General features: G+C 58.3%; 10 protein-coding genes. 3 read left to right on the forward strand and 7 right to left on the reverse strand.

The features are described 5' to 3' along the window. Positions 1 to 169 precede the first annotated feature (169 nt). On the forward strand, positions 170 to 406 hold the full coding sequence (locus tag ACFE7X_RS15235; RefSeq protein ID WP_375436539.1) for a hypothetical protein: 237 nt from the start codon (positions 170 to 172) through the stop codon (positions 404 to 406). A 380-nt stretch (positions 407 to 786) separates the two neighbouring features. On the opposite strand, the gene ACFE7X_RS15240 is transcribed toward ACFE7X_RS15235, so the two are convergent. Beyond that, entirely contained in the window at positions 787 to 3,759 is a 2,973-nt protein-coding gene (locus tag ACFE7X_RS15240; RefSeq protein WP_375436540.1) for a leucine--tRNA ligase, read from the reverse strand. A gap of 188 nt (positions 3,760 to 3,947) precedes the next feature. Between ACFE7X_RS15240 and ACFE7X_RS15245 the strand changes: the two genes are divergently transcribed. Both ACFE7X_RS15245 and ACFE7X_RS15250 read left to right on the forward strand, forming a co-directional pair. After that, on the forward strand, positions 3,948 to 7,943 hold the full coding sequence (locus ACFE7X_RS15245) for a PAS domain-containing protein (RefSeq protein ID WP_375436541.1): 3,996 nt from the start codon (positions 3,948 to 3,950) through the stop codon (positions 7,941 to 7,943). A gap of 81 nt (positions 7,944 to 8,024) precedes the next feature. Further along, on the forward strand, positions 8,025 to 8,450 hold the full coding sequence (locus ACFE7X_RS15250) for a response regulator (protein ID WP_375436542.1): 426 nt from the start codon (positions 8,025 to 8,027) through the stop codon (positions 8,448 to 8,450). Between the two features lie 95 nt (positions 8,451 to 8,545). On the opposite strand, the gene ACFE7X_RS15255 is transcribed toward ACFE7X_RS15250, so the two are convergent. From ACFE7X_RS15255 to ACFE7X_RS15280, 6 genes are all read right to left on the reverse strand, one after another. Beyond that, a complete protein-coding gene (locus tag ACFE7X_RS15255; protein ID WP_375436543.1) occupies positions 8,546 to 10,324 on the reverse strand; it encodes an ATP-binding protein in 1,779 nt (592 codons plus the stop codon). Between the two features lie 208 nt (positions 10,325 to 10,532). Continuing rightward, a complete protein-coding gene (locus ACFE7X_RS15260) occupies positions 10,533 to 11,894 on the reverse strand; it encodes a sigma-54-dependent transcriptional regulator (RefSeq protein WP_375436544.1) in 1,362 nt (453 codons plus the stop codon). Positions 11,895 to 12,037: 143 nt separating this feature from the next. Then, a complete protein-coding gene (locus ACFE7X_RS15265; RefSeq protein WP_375436545.1) occupies positions 12,038 to 12,598 on the reverse strand; it encodes a transposase in 561 nt (186 codons plus the stop codon). Positions 12,599 to 12,747: 149 nt separating this feature from the next. Continuing rightward, positions 12,748 to 13,581, reverse strand: coding sequence for an ATP-binding cassette domain-containing protein (locus ACFE7X_RS15270; protein ID WP_375436546.1), 834 nt, complete (start codon positions 13,579 to 13,581; stop codon positions 12,748 to 12,750). Positions 13,582 to 13,751: 170 nt separating this feature from the next. Then, the gene (locus ACFE7X_RS15275; protein WP_375436547.1) at positions 13,752 to 14,528 is read right to left on the reverse strand and encodes an ABC transporter permease; all 777 of its coding nucleotides are present in this window, start codon (positions 14,526 to 14,528) and stop codon (positions 13,752 to 13,754) included. A gap of 223 nt (positions 14,529 to 14,751) precedes the next feature. Further along, on the reverse strand, positions 14,752 to 16,084 hold a 1,333-nt coding region (locus tag ACFE7X_RS15280), incomplete at its 5' end, for an OmpA family protein (protein ID WP_375436548.1).

Below are 16,084 nucleotides of genomic sequence, written 5' to 3' on the forward strand. Positions count from 1 at the left end.
GCAGACCGGAGAACTGCTGTAGGCTTCAGCAGAAACGGACAGGGTGCAAGAATAAAAGCCAGTGCAAGACGGCCTTAAGCGGCCAGGAAACTATGACGCGCCTACGGGCATTATACTTCTGGCTGCCGTAAATAGAGTAAGGTCTGCCAGAAACCAACTATTTTGCATCATGCGCCAGATACTCCTCACCGTTCCCGACGAGCAATACGCCTTTATGATGAAGGTGCTGAAAAGCTTCGCCTTCGAAGTGGAAGCCAAGCCCGTTCGCACTCCGAAAGAGAAGAAACTCTCCTCCGCTCAGCAGGAATGGGTGGATGAGATGAAAGAAGCTTTAGAGCAAGTGGAACTGCATCAGCAAGGCAAAATCAAGCTGAAATCCGCATACGACCTGCTGGATGAGCTGTAGCCCAGTTGCAACTCCATTCTTTGAACGTGAGTTGAAGAGATTAGCCAAAAAGTATCCTTCTATATAAAGAAGATTATCGGCGTTTTCTAACGGAAATAGTGGAGAATCCGGTTCAAGGCAGTGCCTTAGGGCAGGATTGCTACAAAGTCCGCATGGCCATAGCTTCCAAAAATAAGGGCAAATAGCGGTGGCGCCCGAGTTATTACTTGTGTAAAGGTGGTTCAGGAAACGGTCTACTTACTTAAGATGTATGACAAGTCAGCGCAGGAATCCATTTCCACCAGTGACTCGACGGATTTACTCGAGGCCTCAGGTCTTGGATAAGGAAAAAGGCCCGCTGACTAATGCCAGCGGGCCTTTTCAATAAAAACTAGCATCACTTACACTACCACGTTCACCATGCGGCCGGGCACGACGATAACCTTCTTGGCCGTTTTGCCTTCGCCGAACCGCGCCAGGAAATCCGAGCCGAGCACGGCAGCTTCGATGTCGGCGGCGGTGGCGGTGGCGGCGAATTCAAGCTGCTCGCGTACCTTGCCGTTGATGGCTACCGGGTAGTTGACGGTGTCTTCCACCAGGAATTCTTCCTTGAACTCGGGGTAGGTGGCCGAGCTGATGCTGCCGGCTTCGTGGCCGAGCAACTGCCACAGCTCTTCGGCTAGGTGCGGGGCGTAGGGCGAAAGCACCACGACCAGTGGCTCCAGAACAGCGCGCTTGTGGCATTCGAGGGCAGTTAGCTCGTTCACCGTAATCATCAAGGCGCTGACGGTGGTGTTGAAGCTGAACCGCTCGATGTCTTCTTCCACCTTCTTAATGGCCTTGTGCAGCGCCTTTAGCTCCGCGGGTTTTGGTGCTTCGTCGGTTACGGCGAAGGCACCGTCCTGCGGATGGTAGAGGCGCCAGAACTTCTTGAGGAAGCCCGCCACGCCGCTCATGCCGTTGGTGTTCCACGGCTTGAACTGCTCCAGCGGCCCCAGAAACATTTCGTAGAGGCGAAGGGCATCCGCGCCGTACTGGCTTACCAGCACGTCGGGGTTGACCACGTTGAACTTGGCCTTCGACATCTTCTCGACTTCCCAACCACAGATGTAACGGCCATCGTCTTCAAAAATAAATTCGGCATTTGCATAATCAGGGCGCGAATTCTTGAAAGCTTCCATGTCTAGCACATCGTTATGGGCAATGTTCACATCGACGTGAAGAGGGGTTATAGTTATTTCCTCAATGCTGGTAGTTTCAAAAGCTACATACCGGTATACCTCAAGAAAATGACTGATCCTGCTACTGTAGTACTTATATATTTTTTCGAGAGCTTCCTGCTTCTTAACAGCATCTGTGCCTTTTACAATAGCCTCAGCAAGACTTTCTGTGACAAATATTTGGGGAATTTTTTTAGGATCAATCGTTATTGAATTTCCTGGTTGTGAGTGATAGACAAAAGATAAATTCGCTCGATACACGAAGTTCGAGCGGCCCAGTATCATCCCCTGATTAATCAACTTCTGGAATGGCTCATTCGCCGTCACCAAGCCTAAGTCCTTGAGGAAGAGGTGCCAGAAGCGGGAGTAGAGCAGGTGGCCGGTGGCGTGTTCGGCGCCGCCGAGGTAGAGGTCCACGTTCTGCCAGTACTTTTCCGCTTCTTCGCCCACGAACCGCTCGGCGTTGTGCGGGTCCATGTAGCGGAGGTAGTACCACGAGGAACCGGCCCAGCCGGGCATGGTGCTTAGCTCGTAGTCGTAGAGGCCTTTGTACTTCCAGTCTTTGGCGCGGCCGAGCGGCGGCTCCCCGGTTTCGGTGGGCTTGTACTCGTCGATTTCGGGCAGCACGAGGGGCAAATCCGCTTCGGCTACGCCGTAGGCGGTGCCGTCTTTGTAGTAGATCGGGATGGGCTCGCCCCAGTAGCGCTGGCGGCCGAAAATGGCGTCGCGGATGCGGAAGTTGGTTTTGCCTTTGCCGAGGCCTTTCTCTTCGAGAAACGCTATCAGCTTGGCAGTGGCTTCTTTGTAGCCGAGGCCGTCGATGATGCCGGAGTTAACGTAGCGGCCTTCCTTGGTGGGGTCGGCTTGCTCGTCGAGGTGTTGCTGGGCATCGGTTACCTGCACGATGGGCAGGTCGAAATGCTTGGCGAACAGGTAGTCGCGCTGGTCGCCGGAGGGTACGGCCATCACGGCGCCGGTGCCGTAGCCAGCCAGCACGTAGTCGGCCAGCCAGATTTGCACCGGTTCCCCCGACACCGGGTTCAACCCGAAGCTGCCCGTAAATACGCCCGAAACCACCTTCACATCGGCCATCCGGTCGCGCTCCGAGCGGCGCTTGGTGGCGTCGATGTAGGCTTGCACCGCTTCTTTTTGCCCCGGCGTAGTGAGCTCCGTCACTAGCTCGTGCTCGGGAGCCAGCACCAAGAACGTGGCGCCGTAAATGGTGTCCACGCGGGTGGTGTACACCTTGATTTGCGCGTTGGCATGGCCCTGAACCGGAAACGTCACTTCGGCCCCGATGCTCTTGCCAATCCAGTTGCGCTGCATTTCCTTCACGGCATCGGGCCAGTCCAGCGTGTCGAGGCCTTGCAGGAGGCGGTCGGCGTAGGCGGTGATGCGCAGGTTCCACTGCGGCATCAGGCGGCGCTCGACGGGGAAGCCGCCGCGCTCCGAAAGGCCGTCTTTCACTTCGTCGTTGGAAAGCACCGTGCCCAAGCCGGCGCACCAGTTCACGTAGGTGTCCTGCTGGTAGGCGAGGCGGTAGGGGTGCACGGCCTGGAGGCGCTGCTTTTCGCTCATCATCTGCCACTGGCCGGCCGTGAAGTCGTGGCGCTCTTGCTCGTCGCCGGCCGCGCGAATGCCCTGGCTGCCGTTTTCGGTGAACTTGTCGAGCAGGGTTTTCAGCGGCTCGGCGCGGTTGGTATCGAGGTTGTACCAGCTATTGAAGAGCTTCAGAAAAATCCACTGCGTCCACTTGTAGTAGGCCGGGTCGGAGGTGCGGATTTCGCGGCTCCAATCGTAGCTGAACCCGAGCGAGCTAAGCTGCCGGATGTAGGTTTCGATGTTGCGCTCGGTGGTAAGGGCCGGGTGCTGGCCGGTTTGGATGGCGTACTGCTCGGCGGGCAGCCCAAACGAGTCGAAGCCCATGGGGTGCAGCACGTTGTAGCCGCGCAGGCGCTTGAAGCGCGACACGATATCGGAGGCTATGTAGCCGAGTGGGTGCCCGACGTGCAAACCCGCGCCGCTGGGGTACGGAAACATGTCCAGCGCGTAGAATTTAGGCTTGTCGGAGCTGTTATCGGCTTTGAACGTGTGGTGCGCTTGCCAGTGGGCCTGCCACTTCTTCTCGATTTCCTGGGGACTGTAACCGGGCATGGATGTTAAATTGGTCCAAAGAGTTAGGGACGGCGAAATTACGGCGAATTGCCGGGAAGGGCTAATGCCAAACACTCAAGCGAGCCGCGCGGTTGTATTCTGGGCCCGCCCGTTGGATCACCCTCTAGTATCTTTCTTGCCCGTACCTTGTCTGCCGAGCCCGTTTGCGGGCTCCTTGTGTTCCCGCTATGCCTGATTCTGACGCCCGGTATTCCGCCTTATATTCCCCTGCCGATCTGCTGGAAACTCTGCTGGACGGCTCGTTGACGGGCATTGCCCTGCTGCGGCCCCTGTACGCAGCCGAGGATGAAACAAAGCTTATCGATCTGGCCTACGTGCGCCTCAATGCCGCGGCGCAGCAGGCGATGCAACTGCCGGAATATCCCGCCGACAGCGTTCTGGTCCTCCATCCAGACGCCAACGCTAGCGGGCTTTTCAACTTCTATCAGACCACTTTCCAGACGGGCGAGGCGGGCCGCTACACCCTCAATTACCAGCGCAATGAAGCCAACAGCTACCTGCACCTGGCGGCCAAGCGCAGCGGCCAAGTACTGGTCGTCAACATCAGCGAAGCCACCCACGCGGGCCGGGCCAAGGAAGTGGGCCCTCCGGCATGCGTTGAAGACGAGGGCCTAACTTCAATTTTCAACGCCTTACCGGAAGCGTACTTGCTGCTCTCGCCCGACCTACTGATTGAGGCCGCCAGTGATTCTTATTTGGCCGCTACCCTCACGCAACGAGGTGAGTTGCTGGGGCAGCACTTATTCGCCGCCTTCCCCGACAACCCGGAAACGCCCGAAGCCAAGGGCGTGCAAAACCTGCGCGATTCGCTGGAGCAGGTGCGGACTATGAGCCAGCCCCACGAAATGGCTTTGCAGCACTACGACGTGCCCGACCCGAAAAACCCCGGTCAGTTTGTGGAGCGGTACTGGCTGCCGCGCAACACGCCGGTACTCGACGCGCAAGGCCGGTTACGCCATTATATTCACTCCGTAATCAACGTGACGGAGAGCATTCGGGTCGAAGCTGAACTGCGCGAAAGCCGGGCCCGGGAGGTGGTGTCCCAAGCCGCCATTGACCGTGAGCGGCAAGTGCTACAGGCCGTTATTCAGCAAGCGCCCGTTGGAATTTGCTTGTTGGAAGGCGAAAGCCAGATGGTGACGGCGGCCAACAAGCAGATAGGCGCCCTGTGGGGCTACACGCCGGAGCAGGTAGTTGGCAAGCCGCTGTTGGAGGCCGTGCCCGCGCTGCGTGGCCAGGGCTTCACCGAGCTGATAGCCGAGGTGGCCCACACGCTAGTACCGTATGTGGGGCGCGAAGTACCCGCGCAGCTAGGGCAGCCGGGCCGACAGGAAACCCGGTATTTCGATTTTGTTTTCCAGCCCTTATATGATGGGGAAGATGCCATGTTGGGGGTGCTTGGTATCCTAACCGATACCACCACGCAAGTACGAGCCCGCCAAGGCGTAGAGCGCAACGAGGCGCAACTCCAACGGCTCAACCAGCAACTCGAAGCCGCCAACCAAGCGCTGCTAACCGCGGCCCAAACGGCGGAAGATGCCCAGGCCGAAGCCGAAACCCAACGTCAGCGCCTATACGATATTCTAGAGCAACTACCCGCCAGTATTTCCACTTATTACGGCCCCAACCACGTTTATCAGTTCGTCAACCCGCGCTACCAGCACTTGTTTCCGGCGCGTACCTTGCAAGGGCGGGCCATTCGCGAGGCGTTGCCGGAGCTGGAAGGACAGCAGTATTTCGAGCTATTAGATCAAGTGTACCAGACTGGTGAGCTTTTCTACGGCTACGAAGTTGAAACCTGGGTGGCTCTTACCGAAACAGGAAAGCTGGAACAGCGCTACTTCAACGTGTTTCTGCAAGCCCTGCGCGACGGGCAAGGCGACGTCAATGGCCTCCTCAACTTTGCCTACGACGTGACCGAGCAGGTACAGGCCCGGCGGCAGGCCGAGCACAGCCAACAGCAGGTGGAGCGCTTAAACCAGGAATTGGCCGCCGCCAACGAAGAGCTGTTTGTTGCCAACGAAGAGGTGCGCGCCAACATCAACGAGTTGCAACTCACCGAGCAGGCCTTACTGGAACTCAACAACGACCTGGAAACGCGCGTGGCAGAGCGGACGCAGCAGGTCCGGCAGGCGCAGCAGGAAGTGGAGCGGCAACGCGCCCGCCTGGAACGCTTCTTCATGCAAGCCCCGGCCGCTATTTGCATCCTTGATGGGCCCGACCTGGTGTACGAACTGGTGAACCCGGGTTATCAGCAGCTGTTTCCGGGGCGGGAGCTCCAAGGCCGGTCTATTTTGGAGGCCCTGCCCGAAATTGCCGATAATGCCGTTTACCAAACCTTGCGGCAGGTATACGACACCGGGGTTACGCACGAGGAGCAAGCGCTGCTGATTCCGATTAGGCGCCCCGAGGATGGAGTGCTCGAAGACCGGTACTTCAACTACGTGCAGCAGGCCCGCTACAACGAACACGGGCAGATCGACGGTATTCTCGTGTTTGCCTTCGAGGTGACGACGGAGGTGCAGGTCCGGCAGCGCGCCGAGGCCTTGCAGGCCGAAGTGCTGGCAGGAGTGCAGCGCATAGCCCAGGAGCGGGAGGCGTTCTACCAGGTGTTCGAGCAAACCCCGGCTAGCATAGCCTTGTTGCGCGGGCCCGAGCACCAAGTGCAATACCACAACCCAGCCTACCAGCAGCTGTTTCCGGGCCGCAACATGCGGGGCCTCACAATTGCCGAAATCCAGCCCGATGCGTTGGCGCAGGGGTTTGTGGCCTTGCTCGACAACGTCTACCAAACCGGCGAGACTTTCTACGGTAATGAGGTGCTACTCATTATCGACCAACCCGGCGGCCGACCGGCCAAGGATTCCTATTTTAATTTCAACTACCAGGCCTACCGCGAAAACGGACTAATTGTGGGGGTTTCGGTTTTTGCCTACGACGTGACGGAGCAGGTGTGGGCCCGGCAGCAGCGCGAGGCGCAGCAGGCGCAGCTACGGGCCATGTTCGAACAGGCGCCGGTGGCCATCGGCGTCTTTCAGGGCTCCGAGTACCTAGTGGAAGTGGCCAATCCAGCTCTATGCCGCATAGTGGGCCGGGCTTCGGCGCAGCTAGTGGGCCGGCCGCTGTTCAAGGCCGTGCCGGAAGCTAACGACCAGGGCTTTCAGGCGGTGCTGGATAAGGTGCGCCAGATGGGCCGTGGGGAGGTAGCTCAGGAAGTGCCGGTCCAGATTCAGACAAGGCCAAATGGGTCCGAGGAAATTAAATATTTCAACTTCGCCTACGAGCCCCTGCGCGACGGGCAAGGCAACATCATCAGCGTAGCCGTGGTAGCCTCCGACGTAACCGAGCAGGTGCTGACCCGCCAGCAAGTGGAGCAGAGCCAAGTGCAGGTACAGGAACTGAACGAAGAACTGGCCACGATCAACGAAGAGTTGCAAGGCACCAACGTGGAGCTCGGCACCGCCAACCAGCAGCTAATCCGCACCAACGTCGACCTCGACAACTTCATTTATACCGCCTCGCACGACCTGCGGGCTCCCATTGCCAACATCGAAGGGCTACTGCATGCCCTCACGCAGCAACTGCCCGAAGCCAGTGCCACTGACACGCAGGTGCTGACCATTCTGCAAATGATGCAAGGAGCGGTGGAGCGGTTCCAGAAAACCATCGACCACCTAACCGACGTCACGAAGCTGCAAAAAGAGCATGTGCAGCCCAGCCAAGCCGTGAACCTAGCCGCCGTAGTAGAGGAAGTGTGCCTGGATCTGGCGCCGCTGCTAAAGTCCACCCAGGCCCGGCTAGACGTGGACGTAGCCCACTGCCCCACCATTTCTTTTTCCCAGAAAAATCTGCGTTCGGTGGTGTATAACCTGCTCAGCAACGCCCTCAAGTACCGCCACCCCGACCGGGTGCCGCACGTGCGCCTGCGCTGCCAACAAACCGACAGCCATGCCGAGCTTAGCGTGCAAGACAACGGCCTTGGCCTTACAGCTCCCCAACAGGCGCGGCTTTTTGGCATGTTTCAGCGCCTCCACGACCATGTAGAAGGCACCGGTATTGGGTTGTACATGGTTAAGCGCATGGTCGAGAATGGGGGCGGGCACATTCAGGTGGAAAGTCAGCTGGGCGTTGGCTCAACCTTTACCATTTCTTTTCCCCGCTAATTGCGTATACTGTCGAGTATCTTACCGGACATGGTAGGTGGTTGGGTGGTAGCTGTTATAGGGTGGTGTAGTTGTTTTTATATGGATAAGCTTCCTAGTATTCTTTTGGTTGATGATGACTCGACAACTAATTTTCTTAACGAGCTATTGCTGAAAAGTTTAGGTGTTTCAGAACAGTTGTTTGTAGCCCAAAACGGCCGGGAAGCCCTGGCCACTCTCGACCAGTGTTGCACGCGCCCCGGGGCGCGTTGTCCCTCGCTTATCCTGCTCGACGTGAACATGCCCGTCATGAATGGCATCGAGTTTTTGGAAGAGTACCTCCAACTGCCCCGCGCTCAACAACAATCTATTGTGGTGGTGATGCTCACGACCTCTCTGCACTCTCGCGACCTGGAGCGTGTACAGGAGTTGCCCATTGCCGGCCTGGTCAACAAGCCCCTAACCAAAGAAAAGGTCGATACCATTCTGCAAATGCACTTCCAGCGCCAGCTACCGGAGGATAGCTAAGAAAGCGCCAGGCCAGATCTAGCTTGTCGGTTGGTTTTGCTGCAACCTCGGTAAGCGGATGTTGGACCAAGCAGGGCGTTTCTCTTAAGCTCCTGTTACCCTGCTTCCGGCAAAGTGAACAGGAAGCGGCTGCCTGCACCAGGAACACTTTCCACCCATAGCCGACCGCCTTGGGTGTGAATGAACTCGCGGGAAATGCTCAGGCCGAGGCCGGAGCCGCCTTTGTGGCCCGCAGGATTAGGCACTTCGGCGAAGCGCTGGAAGATCCGCTCGTGATACTCGGGCGGGATGCCGGGGCCGTAGTCCTGCACACTTACTTGCAACTGGTGGTCGGGCAGGCGGGTGGCGTGCACCGTGAGGCGGGCGCCGCGCGGCGAGTAGCGGATGGCGTTGGCGAGCGGGTTGATGGGCACCCACGTAGTTTTTTCGAGGTCGGCGCGGACGGCGGGCAGGGTGGGGGGCAGGTTGGTTTCCAAACACAACTCCTTGTCCTGAAGCTGCGGCTGCACCGTGTCCACGGCATATTCCACCACGTCGGCCAGCGCCACCGAGCGCACATCAAGCTTGATACCGGCCCCCGCATCCAGCCGCGAAACGTCGATGAGCTGGCCCACCATGCCCAGCAAGCGGGTGGTTTCCTCCCGGATGCCGTCGGCGATGCGCAAACGCTCCTCAGGGTCGGTGCGCTCGTCTTGCAGCAGCATGAGGCTCAGGTTGATGCTGGCCAGCGGCGTTTTCAACTCGTGCGATACGGTGGCCAGGAAGTTGGATTTGATTTCGTCCAGCTTCTTGAATTCCGACACGTTGCGCAACGACAAAATGTGCCCCGCAAACTCGGTTTGCCGCAGTTCCTTGTTGAACGACACGATGTGGCTGGCCGTGAGCCGATAGTACACGTCCTCGCCATGCTGCCGGAATGTGAGCAGCGGCGGCTGCGCACTGCCATCGGCGGGCTGAGCGGGCGGTTCCAGCAGCGGCCGAAACAGCGTGTGCAGCAGTTCGGATTCGCGGCTGAGGTCTTCGGCCTTGCGGCCAACTAAATCGGCGGCGGGGCGGTCGAGCAGGCGGCGGGCGGTGGGGTTGGCGAGCAGCACGCAGTTGCTTTCATCAAGCAGGAGCAACCCTTCGTCGAGGTGCTCGACCAGGCTTTCCAGGCGGTTGCGCTCGGTGGCCAGGGCCACGCGGGTGGCGCTGCGCTGGTCTTGCATGTAGCCGAAAGCCCGGTTCAAAGCCAGGGCCACGGCCCCGACTTCGTCGTTTTTGGCGATGGGCACTTGGTTGGTCGGGCCGGGGCTGGCCACATCCTCTACGTCGGCGGTGAGGCGGCGCAGGGGGCGCAACACTTCCCGCGGCAGCCGCACCACCAGCACCAGACCAACGGCGGCGCTCAAACTAATAAAAATCAAGACTATCTGCCGGGCGCGGGTGGCATTGGTGGTGGCTACCTGGGTTTTGGCATTGAAGGAACTGGTATTCAAGTCAATAACGCGGTGAATTTCCATTTGCAGCTGACGCAGTTTCAGTTGCTGTTGTCCCAGCGGCGCCTGCTCATCAACCAAAGTCTGATAATCAGCAAGATGTTGGGTGAGCGTATCGACCAGCGCCAACTCGCCGGGCTCGGTGATGTTGGCCGCCTCGCGAGTCAGGGCCCGCCGAAACTGCTCTAGCGGCGCAGCGGCCGCGGGCTGTTGTTCCAACTGTTCCACGGCCCGCAGCATTTGTAGCCCGTATTCCACCGAGTAGAAATTGGCCTGCTGAACCCCACGCGCCCCGCCTTCCAGCCGCTGAATCGTTTGAAACGCGTACCCACCCAACGCCAGCAGCAACACCAACATGGTCAGGATGCTGAGGCGGATTTTAGTTTTTAAGGTCATGGGAATAAAAAGTAACACCAACTTTTAGTTGGTGACCAGCTGAGCGAGTATCTACCAAGCGGCTCTGTTGCATAATGATAGAGGCTGTAGCGCGAAGCTTTTGCTTCGCGTATCGTTAAACGACCAGCAATAGTGTTGCTCAATCTCAGCAACGATACGCGAAGCAAAGGCTTCGCGCTACACCGAAGTCACCAGCTGAAAGTTGGTGTTACAAACCGTACTCCTGCACTTTGCGATAGAGCGTGGTGAGGCCAATGCCGAGCTGGCGGGCGGCTTCGGTTTTGTTGCCTTGCACTCGGTGGAGCAGGAGTTGGATATGGCGAGCTTCCATGGTGCGGAGGCTGTTGTCGTCGGGGTTGGCATCGGTGAGGCTGAGCGGGGCGGCCGGGGTGTGGAACTCGTCGGGGAGGTAGCCGGCGGCCAGGGGCTGGTCGGCGGGGGCGAGGATGGCGGCGCGTTCCAGCACGTTTTTTAGCTCCCGCACATTGCCAGGCCAGGGGTATTGCTGGAGCAGGCGCAGGCACTCGGCATCGAGGCCGGGGAGGCGCTTGCAGAGCTTGGCGGCGAAGTATTGCAGGAAGTAGTCGGCCAGGGCGGGTACGTCGGTGGGCCGGTCTTTGAGCGGCGGCACGTTGATGGTGAACACCGACAGCCGGTAGTACAAATCGGGACGGAAACGGCTTTCGGCGGCTTCCTGCTTGAGGTTGCGGTTAGTGGCCGCTACCAGGCGCACGTTCACGTTGGTGGGTTTGGTGTCGCCGAGCTTGGTGAACTGCTGCAACTCCAGCACCCGCAGGAACTTGGCTTGCACGTTCAGCTCCAGCTCCCCGATTTCATCGAGAAACAAGGTACCGCCATTGGCTTCTTCCAGCAAGCCTTTCTTATCGGCCAGCGCCCCCGTAAAGGCACCTTTCTTGTACCCAAACAGCTCCGATTCCAGCAGCTCCCGCGGAAAGGCGCTACAGTTCACCGCCACAAACGACTTCGACTTGCGCGGACTCGCCTCGTGTATGGCTTGCGCAAACAATTCCTTGCCCGAACCCGTAGGCCCTTCCAGTAGCACCGTGCTATCCGTCACGGCCACCTGCTCGCCGAGGCTCTGCGCCCGCCGCAGCGCCCCCGACGAGCCAATCATGGAGCTGAAGCTGTGCCGCTGGCCCATTTTGCGTTCCAACTCCGCCACCCGGCGGCGCAGACGGGATTTTTCGGCGGCGCGGTCCACTACTACTACCAACTGCTGCTCGAAGTCGCCTTTGGTGAGGTAGTCGAAGGCGCCTTGCTTCATGGCCTTCACGCCATCGGGAATGGTGCCGAAAGCGGTGAGCAGAATGATTTCGCAATCCGGCGCTTTCACCTTGAGGCGGGGCAGCAGCTCCACGCCGTTGGCATCGGGCAGCTTCACGTCGGACACCACCACCAGCACTTCGGCGGCGTGCTGTTCCAGCAGTTCCAGGCCGCGCCGAGCGTCCGGCGCTTGTAGAATCGTGTAGCCTTCCAGCTCCAGCACCCGCGCCAATAGTTGGCGCAAGCGCGGTTCGTCGTCAATGAGGAGTAGGGTTCCGGAGGGCATATGTAAGAGAGGGTGATACCGCAGTAAAAGTAGGCACCATGTAGAGACGCGACACTTCGCGTCTCGGCGTCCGCGCCGTTTGGTCAGTTTGAATAAACAACCTCAGCAACGACGAGACGCGAAGTGTCGCGTCTCTACATCGTTCAGCGGTAAAGACCTTCGCCGTTTTCATATTCTTTTCCCCACCGGCTGGGGTTTGTAATGATGTAATTGCGAATCTTGTTTAACTCAATTTCACTGCGCACAACTCGGTCATGAAACCGAGCTTGCCACTGAAATTCTAGATGGTGATGTCGGGCAAAGGTTGTTACTGCCGATTTAAAACCGCGAAGCATTGAGGGTAGATTGCCGGACTGCGGCCCAAAGCGGTTCTCGAATATCTGAGAAAGTGTCTCATTTGCGGATTCTGATTTGTCAATCAATATCACCCCATGCAAATGGTCGGGCATAAGCACAAAGGCATCGAGCCGGACGAATGGCGCGAATTGTGGAATAGCATCCCAACATTCTGCTGCTTTTTCTCCTAATGACGTAAGCTTAAGAAAAGCATTATCCCAATTACCTGCGGGTACTTCTATTGAACCAAAGTAAGGTTGGCGATTCTTGGTGCAAATGGTCACAAAGTATGCTCCATTCTGACCATAGTCATAACCTAGTAGTCGGGTAGAAGCTACACGGTATTGATCCTGATAAAGATTATCCATAAAGTATAGAACGATGTAGAGACGCGACACTTCGCGTCTCCCGTTGAACGATAGATAGTAGTAATTGCTAGTAATCAAGGTACTCGTTCTTTGCCAATCGTTCAACGGGGAGACGCGAAGTGTCGCGTCTCTACATCGTTCTATACAAGCTACACACTCCCCCGAATCTCGCCCTTGATTTCCTCCACGAACTGCGCGAATTCGGGTTCGGCTTCTACGTTCTGGTGCCAGGCCAGGCCCATTTCGGCGAGGTTGTATTGGTGCTGTTGGGTGATGGTGGCGCCGGGGACGAGCTGGCCGGCGGCGTCTCGTTCGTAGCCGAGCAGCCACAGCCGGTCGGCGAGGGCGGTGGTGGTGGCAATGTCGTGGGAGACGATGACGACGGTGTTGAGCTCGTCCATGGTCGTGACTTCGAGGATGATCTTTTTGACCTCGTCGATCATGGCCACGTCGAGGCCGGAAAAGGGCTCGTCGAGCAGGATAAGGTGTTCGGAGCAGAGCAATTGTTGGGCAATGGCGGCGCGCTGGCGCTGGCCGCCCGAGAGGTGTGCTGGGTACTTCTTGCGGTGCGGCGTGAGGCAAAACCGTTCCAGATAGGAGGTTACTTGGCGCTGCGCTTCGTCGGGAGCGTGTTTGCGGAGGGCGGCCACCAGCAGGTTGTCGTGGAGGGTGCGGTGGTCGAATAGTGGGTAGCGCTGCTGCACGAGGCCCACCATGCCCGGCAGTACCGGCAACTGATTGATGCCCACTTGCACGGTACCGCTACTCGGGGCCAGCAACCCGGCCATGATGCGGCACAGCACCGATTTGCCGATGCCGGAGCGGCCGTAAAACCCCACGACCTGCCCCTGGTTCAGGCCCGGCCGGGTCACGTCGAGGACCTGCGCATTGATGTCGCGCAGAATAACTTCTCCGTTGAACGTCATCGATATGCCTTGCAGCGTGAGGACGGGTTCTTTGTAATTATAGGGTTGGGGAGTCATATCGTTCTGTTGGGCGCCTCACCCCCTAGCCTCCTCTCCGAAAAGGAGAGGGGGAACTAGCTGCCAGTTTCTAGAGCTAGTTTGAGGTTTGACTGTTTAGAAGATTCGATTTGAGAACTAGCAGCTAGTTCCTCTCCTTTTCGGAGAGGGGGCTAGGGGGTGAGGCCCTTTTAGCGCGCCGTGGTCAGCTGGGAGTAGGGGAAGAACACGCGGCGCAGGAGCACGAACAGGTAGTCTTGCAACGCGCCCACGGCCAGGATAACCAGCTGAATGGACACGACGCCGGCCAGGTGCAGGTAGCGGTTTTGCTTGTAGAGCAGGAGCCCAATGCCGCCTTCCGACTGGTAGAGCGTCTCGACCAGCGTAATCATGGTCCAGATGATGGCGAAATTCTGGCGGACCACTTCCAGCATATCATCGAGCTTGCCGAGTACAATCACCTCGAAAAAGCTGCGCCATTCGCTCATGCCGAGGGTGCGGGCGTGGTCCATTTCCTCTTGCGTGGTGGTCAGAATCACGCTGGTCATGCCCGTCACGAAGTACACCGTGGCCCCGAAAACCAGCACCGACAGCTTCACTTGGTGGCCGGAGCTAAGCATGAGAGCCATGAAGAACGTGAGGCCCGTGAGGGTGAGGTAGCGCAGTTTGGTGGCAGCGTAGGCTAGGGGCCGAAAGAACGGCAGCGCCGTGAGGTAAGAGATGAACAGGGCCAGCACCGTTGCCACGGCCACCGCCTGAATAGCAGTGACCAAGCTGGCCCACAACTCCTGAATCAAGCCCTGCGTGCGCACCAGATCCTGAAAAGCGGCCAGCACCTCGCCGAGCGTTGGGAACAGCTTGAGCGGGTACAGCAGCCACAGCACCAACAGCACCAGCGCCTGGCAAGCCACCATGGTCAGGAAAACCGACTGGCGCGGCTGGGCATTTGGAATGAATAGATTTTTCATGACTAAGGAGTAAAAAGGAAATAAGACCGTCCTGCTGAGCTTGTCGAAGCATCTCTACCGCTTCGTTCTCACGTCAGGAATAGTTTGGCGGTAGAGATGCTTCGACAAGCTCAGCAGGACGGTTACTTTGGCATCGGCATCCGTACAACGTCAGCACGCGAGATGCTTCGGTCCCTGGCTTGATGCACCACATGCTCAGCATGACGGGCTACTTTGTAGTAGGTTAGTTACCGAGGACCACTTCTACCCGACGGTTTTTGGCTTTGCCCGTGGGGGTGGCGTTGCTTTCGACCGGCTCGGTGGCGCCGTGGGCGTAGACTTGCACCCGGCCTTCGGGGAAGGCGCTGGTGCTTTTCTGTTGCAGCCACTCACGCACGGCCATGGCGCGGTCTTCGGAGAGTTGCTGGTTCTTTTGCGGGTCGCCGACGTTGTCGGTGTGGCCGTGGACGGCTACTTTCAGGTTGCCGGCTACTACTAGGTCGTCGAAAAGCTGGTTGAGCTGCTGTTCGGCGGCGGGGGTGAAGGAGCTTTGGCCGGTGTTGAACTCGATGTTCCAGGCCCGCTTGCTCACGTTGCGGCGGATTTCATCGTCGGCGGCAAACTTCTGCTGGTCGGCGGGGGCCACGGCTTTGCCTTTGTACTGAGTTTGCATGTTCTTCAGCAAGCTCAGGTCCAGCATCTGGTCGAGGGGCACGTAGCTGGGCAACTCCTTGGGGTAAAGCTTGCTTTGCACGTCGCCGAAGGTTTTGTAGACGGAGGCGTAGATGTTGGTGCCACCTTCTTCGAGGCCGAATAAGGCCAGGTTGTCGGCGAAGTTGAAGGCTTTGCTGCCCCCGAGTTCCACCACTTCGCCGGTGCGGTCGGCTTCGCTCACGCCCTTATAGTACTTCAGCCAGTAAGCGCCGTTCTTGTCTTTATCACCGTACACGTCGGCCGAAATATCAGCGGCCCGCTTCAGCGCTTCGGGGTGCGACTTCACTTGGTCGCCGGCCACGGCGAAGGCGGTCATCAGGCCGGCCACTTCCTTCTGGTGGGCGTCGTACCAGCGCTTGGTGGTTGCCATAATGTTGGGCATCTGGTTGGAGTAGTCTTTGGTGGACACGATGCTCACCAGGCCGCCTTTTTGCTTGGCAATGTTCACGTCGCCGGGCGTCCAGGTGGCTACGGCGTCGGCTACCACGTCGATTTTTACGCCGGTGTTTTTGCCGTTTACCACTTTGGTGCGTTGTTCGGGCTTGCCGATGATGTACTTTTCGGCGGCTACCAGGAAGTCAGAAGCCGACATGAAGTTCACGGCTTCGGGGTCGTAGGTGGTTTCGTCGGGGTTGACTTTGAGGCCGTTGTCGGCGCACCATTTCAGGGCAATGTTCTGGTCACCGTCGCGCAGGTAGCAGGCAATGGTTTTGCCCACGGCCAGCTTGGGGTTGTCGAGCCACTCTTTCGGACCCATCAGCTTGTCTTCGCCGAACGATTTGCCCACCGAGTAAGGAATGATTTGGAGCTGGGTGCCCACTTTCTTAAGCTGCTCCTGCACCGCCGAGAAGCCGGGCAATCCG

Origin of the sequence: uncultured Hymenobacter sp., from assembly GCF_964242765.1 — a bacterium.
In the GTDB taxonomy this organism is placed as follows: Bacteria; Bacteroidota; Bacteroidia; order Cytophagales; family Hymenobacteraceae; genus Hymenobacter.

What these genes read in the sequence shown, in the direction of transcription:
- ACFE7X_RS15245 (WP_375436541.1), top strand. Translation starts at nt 3,948, where the DNA reads ATGCCTGATTCTGACGCCCGGTATTCCGCCTTATATTCCCCTGCCGAT.
- ACFE7X_RS15250 (WP_375436542.1), top strand. Translation starts at nt 8,025, where the DNA reads ATGGATAAGCTTCCTAGTATTCTTTTGGTTGATGATGACTCGACAACT.
- ACFE7X_RS15265 (WP_375436545.1), bottom strand. Translation starts at nt 12,598, where the DNA reads ATGGATAATCTTTATCAGGATCAATACCGTGTAGCTTCTACCCGACTA.
- ACFE7X_RS15275 (WP_375436547.1), bottom strand. Translation starts at nt 14,528, where the DNA reads ATGAAAAATCTATTCATTCCAAATGCCCAGCCGCGCCAGTCGGTTTTC.
- ACFE7X_RS15260 (WP_375436544.1), bottom strand. Translation starts at nt 11,894, where the DNA reads ATGCCCTCCGGAACCCTACTCCTCATTGACGACGAACCGCGCTTGCGC.
- ACFE7X_RS15255 (WP_375436543.1), bottom strand. Translation starts at nt 10,324, where the DNA reads ATGACCTTAAAAACTAAAATCCGCCTCAGCATCCTGACCATGTTGGTG.
- ACFE7X_RS15240 (WP_375436540.1), bottom strand. Translation starts at nt 3,759, where the DNA reads ATGCCCGGTTACAGTCCCCAGGAAATCGAGAAGAAGTGGCAGGCCCAC.
- ACFE7X_RS15235 (WP_375436539.1), top strand. Translation starts at nt 170, where the DNA reads ATGCGCCAGATACTCCTCACCGTTCCCGACGAGCAATACGCCTTTATG.
- ACFE7X_RS15270 (WP_375436546.1), bottom strand. Translation starts at nt 13,581, where the DNA reads ATGACTCCCCAACCCTATAATTACAAAGAACCCGTCCTCACGCTGCAA.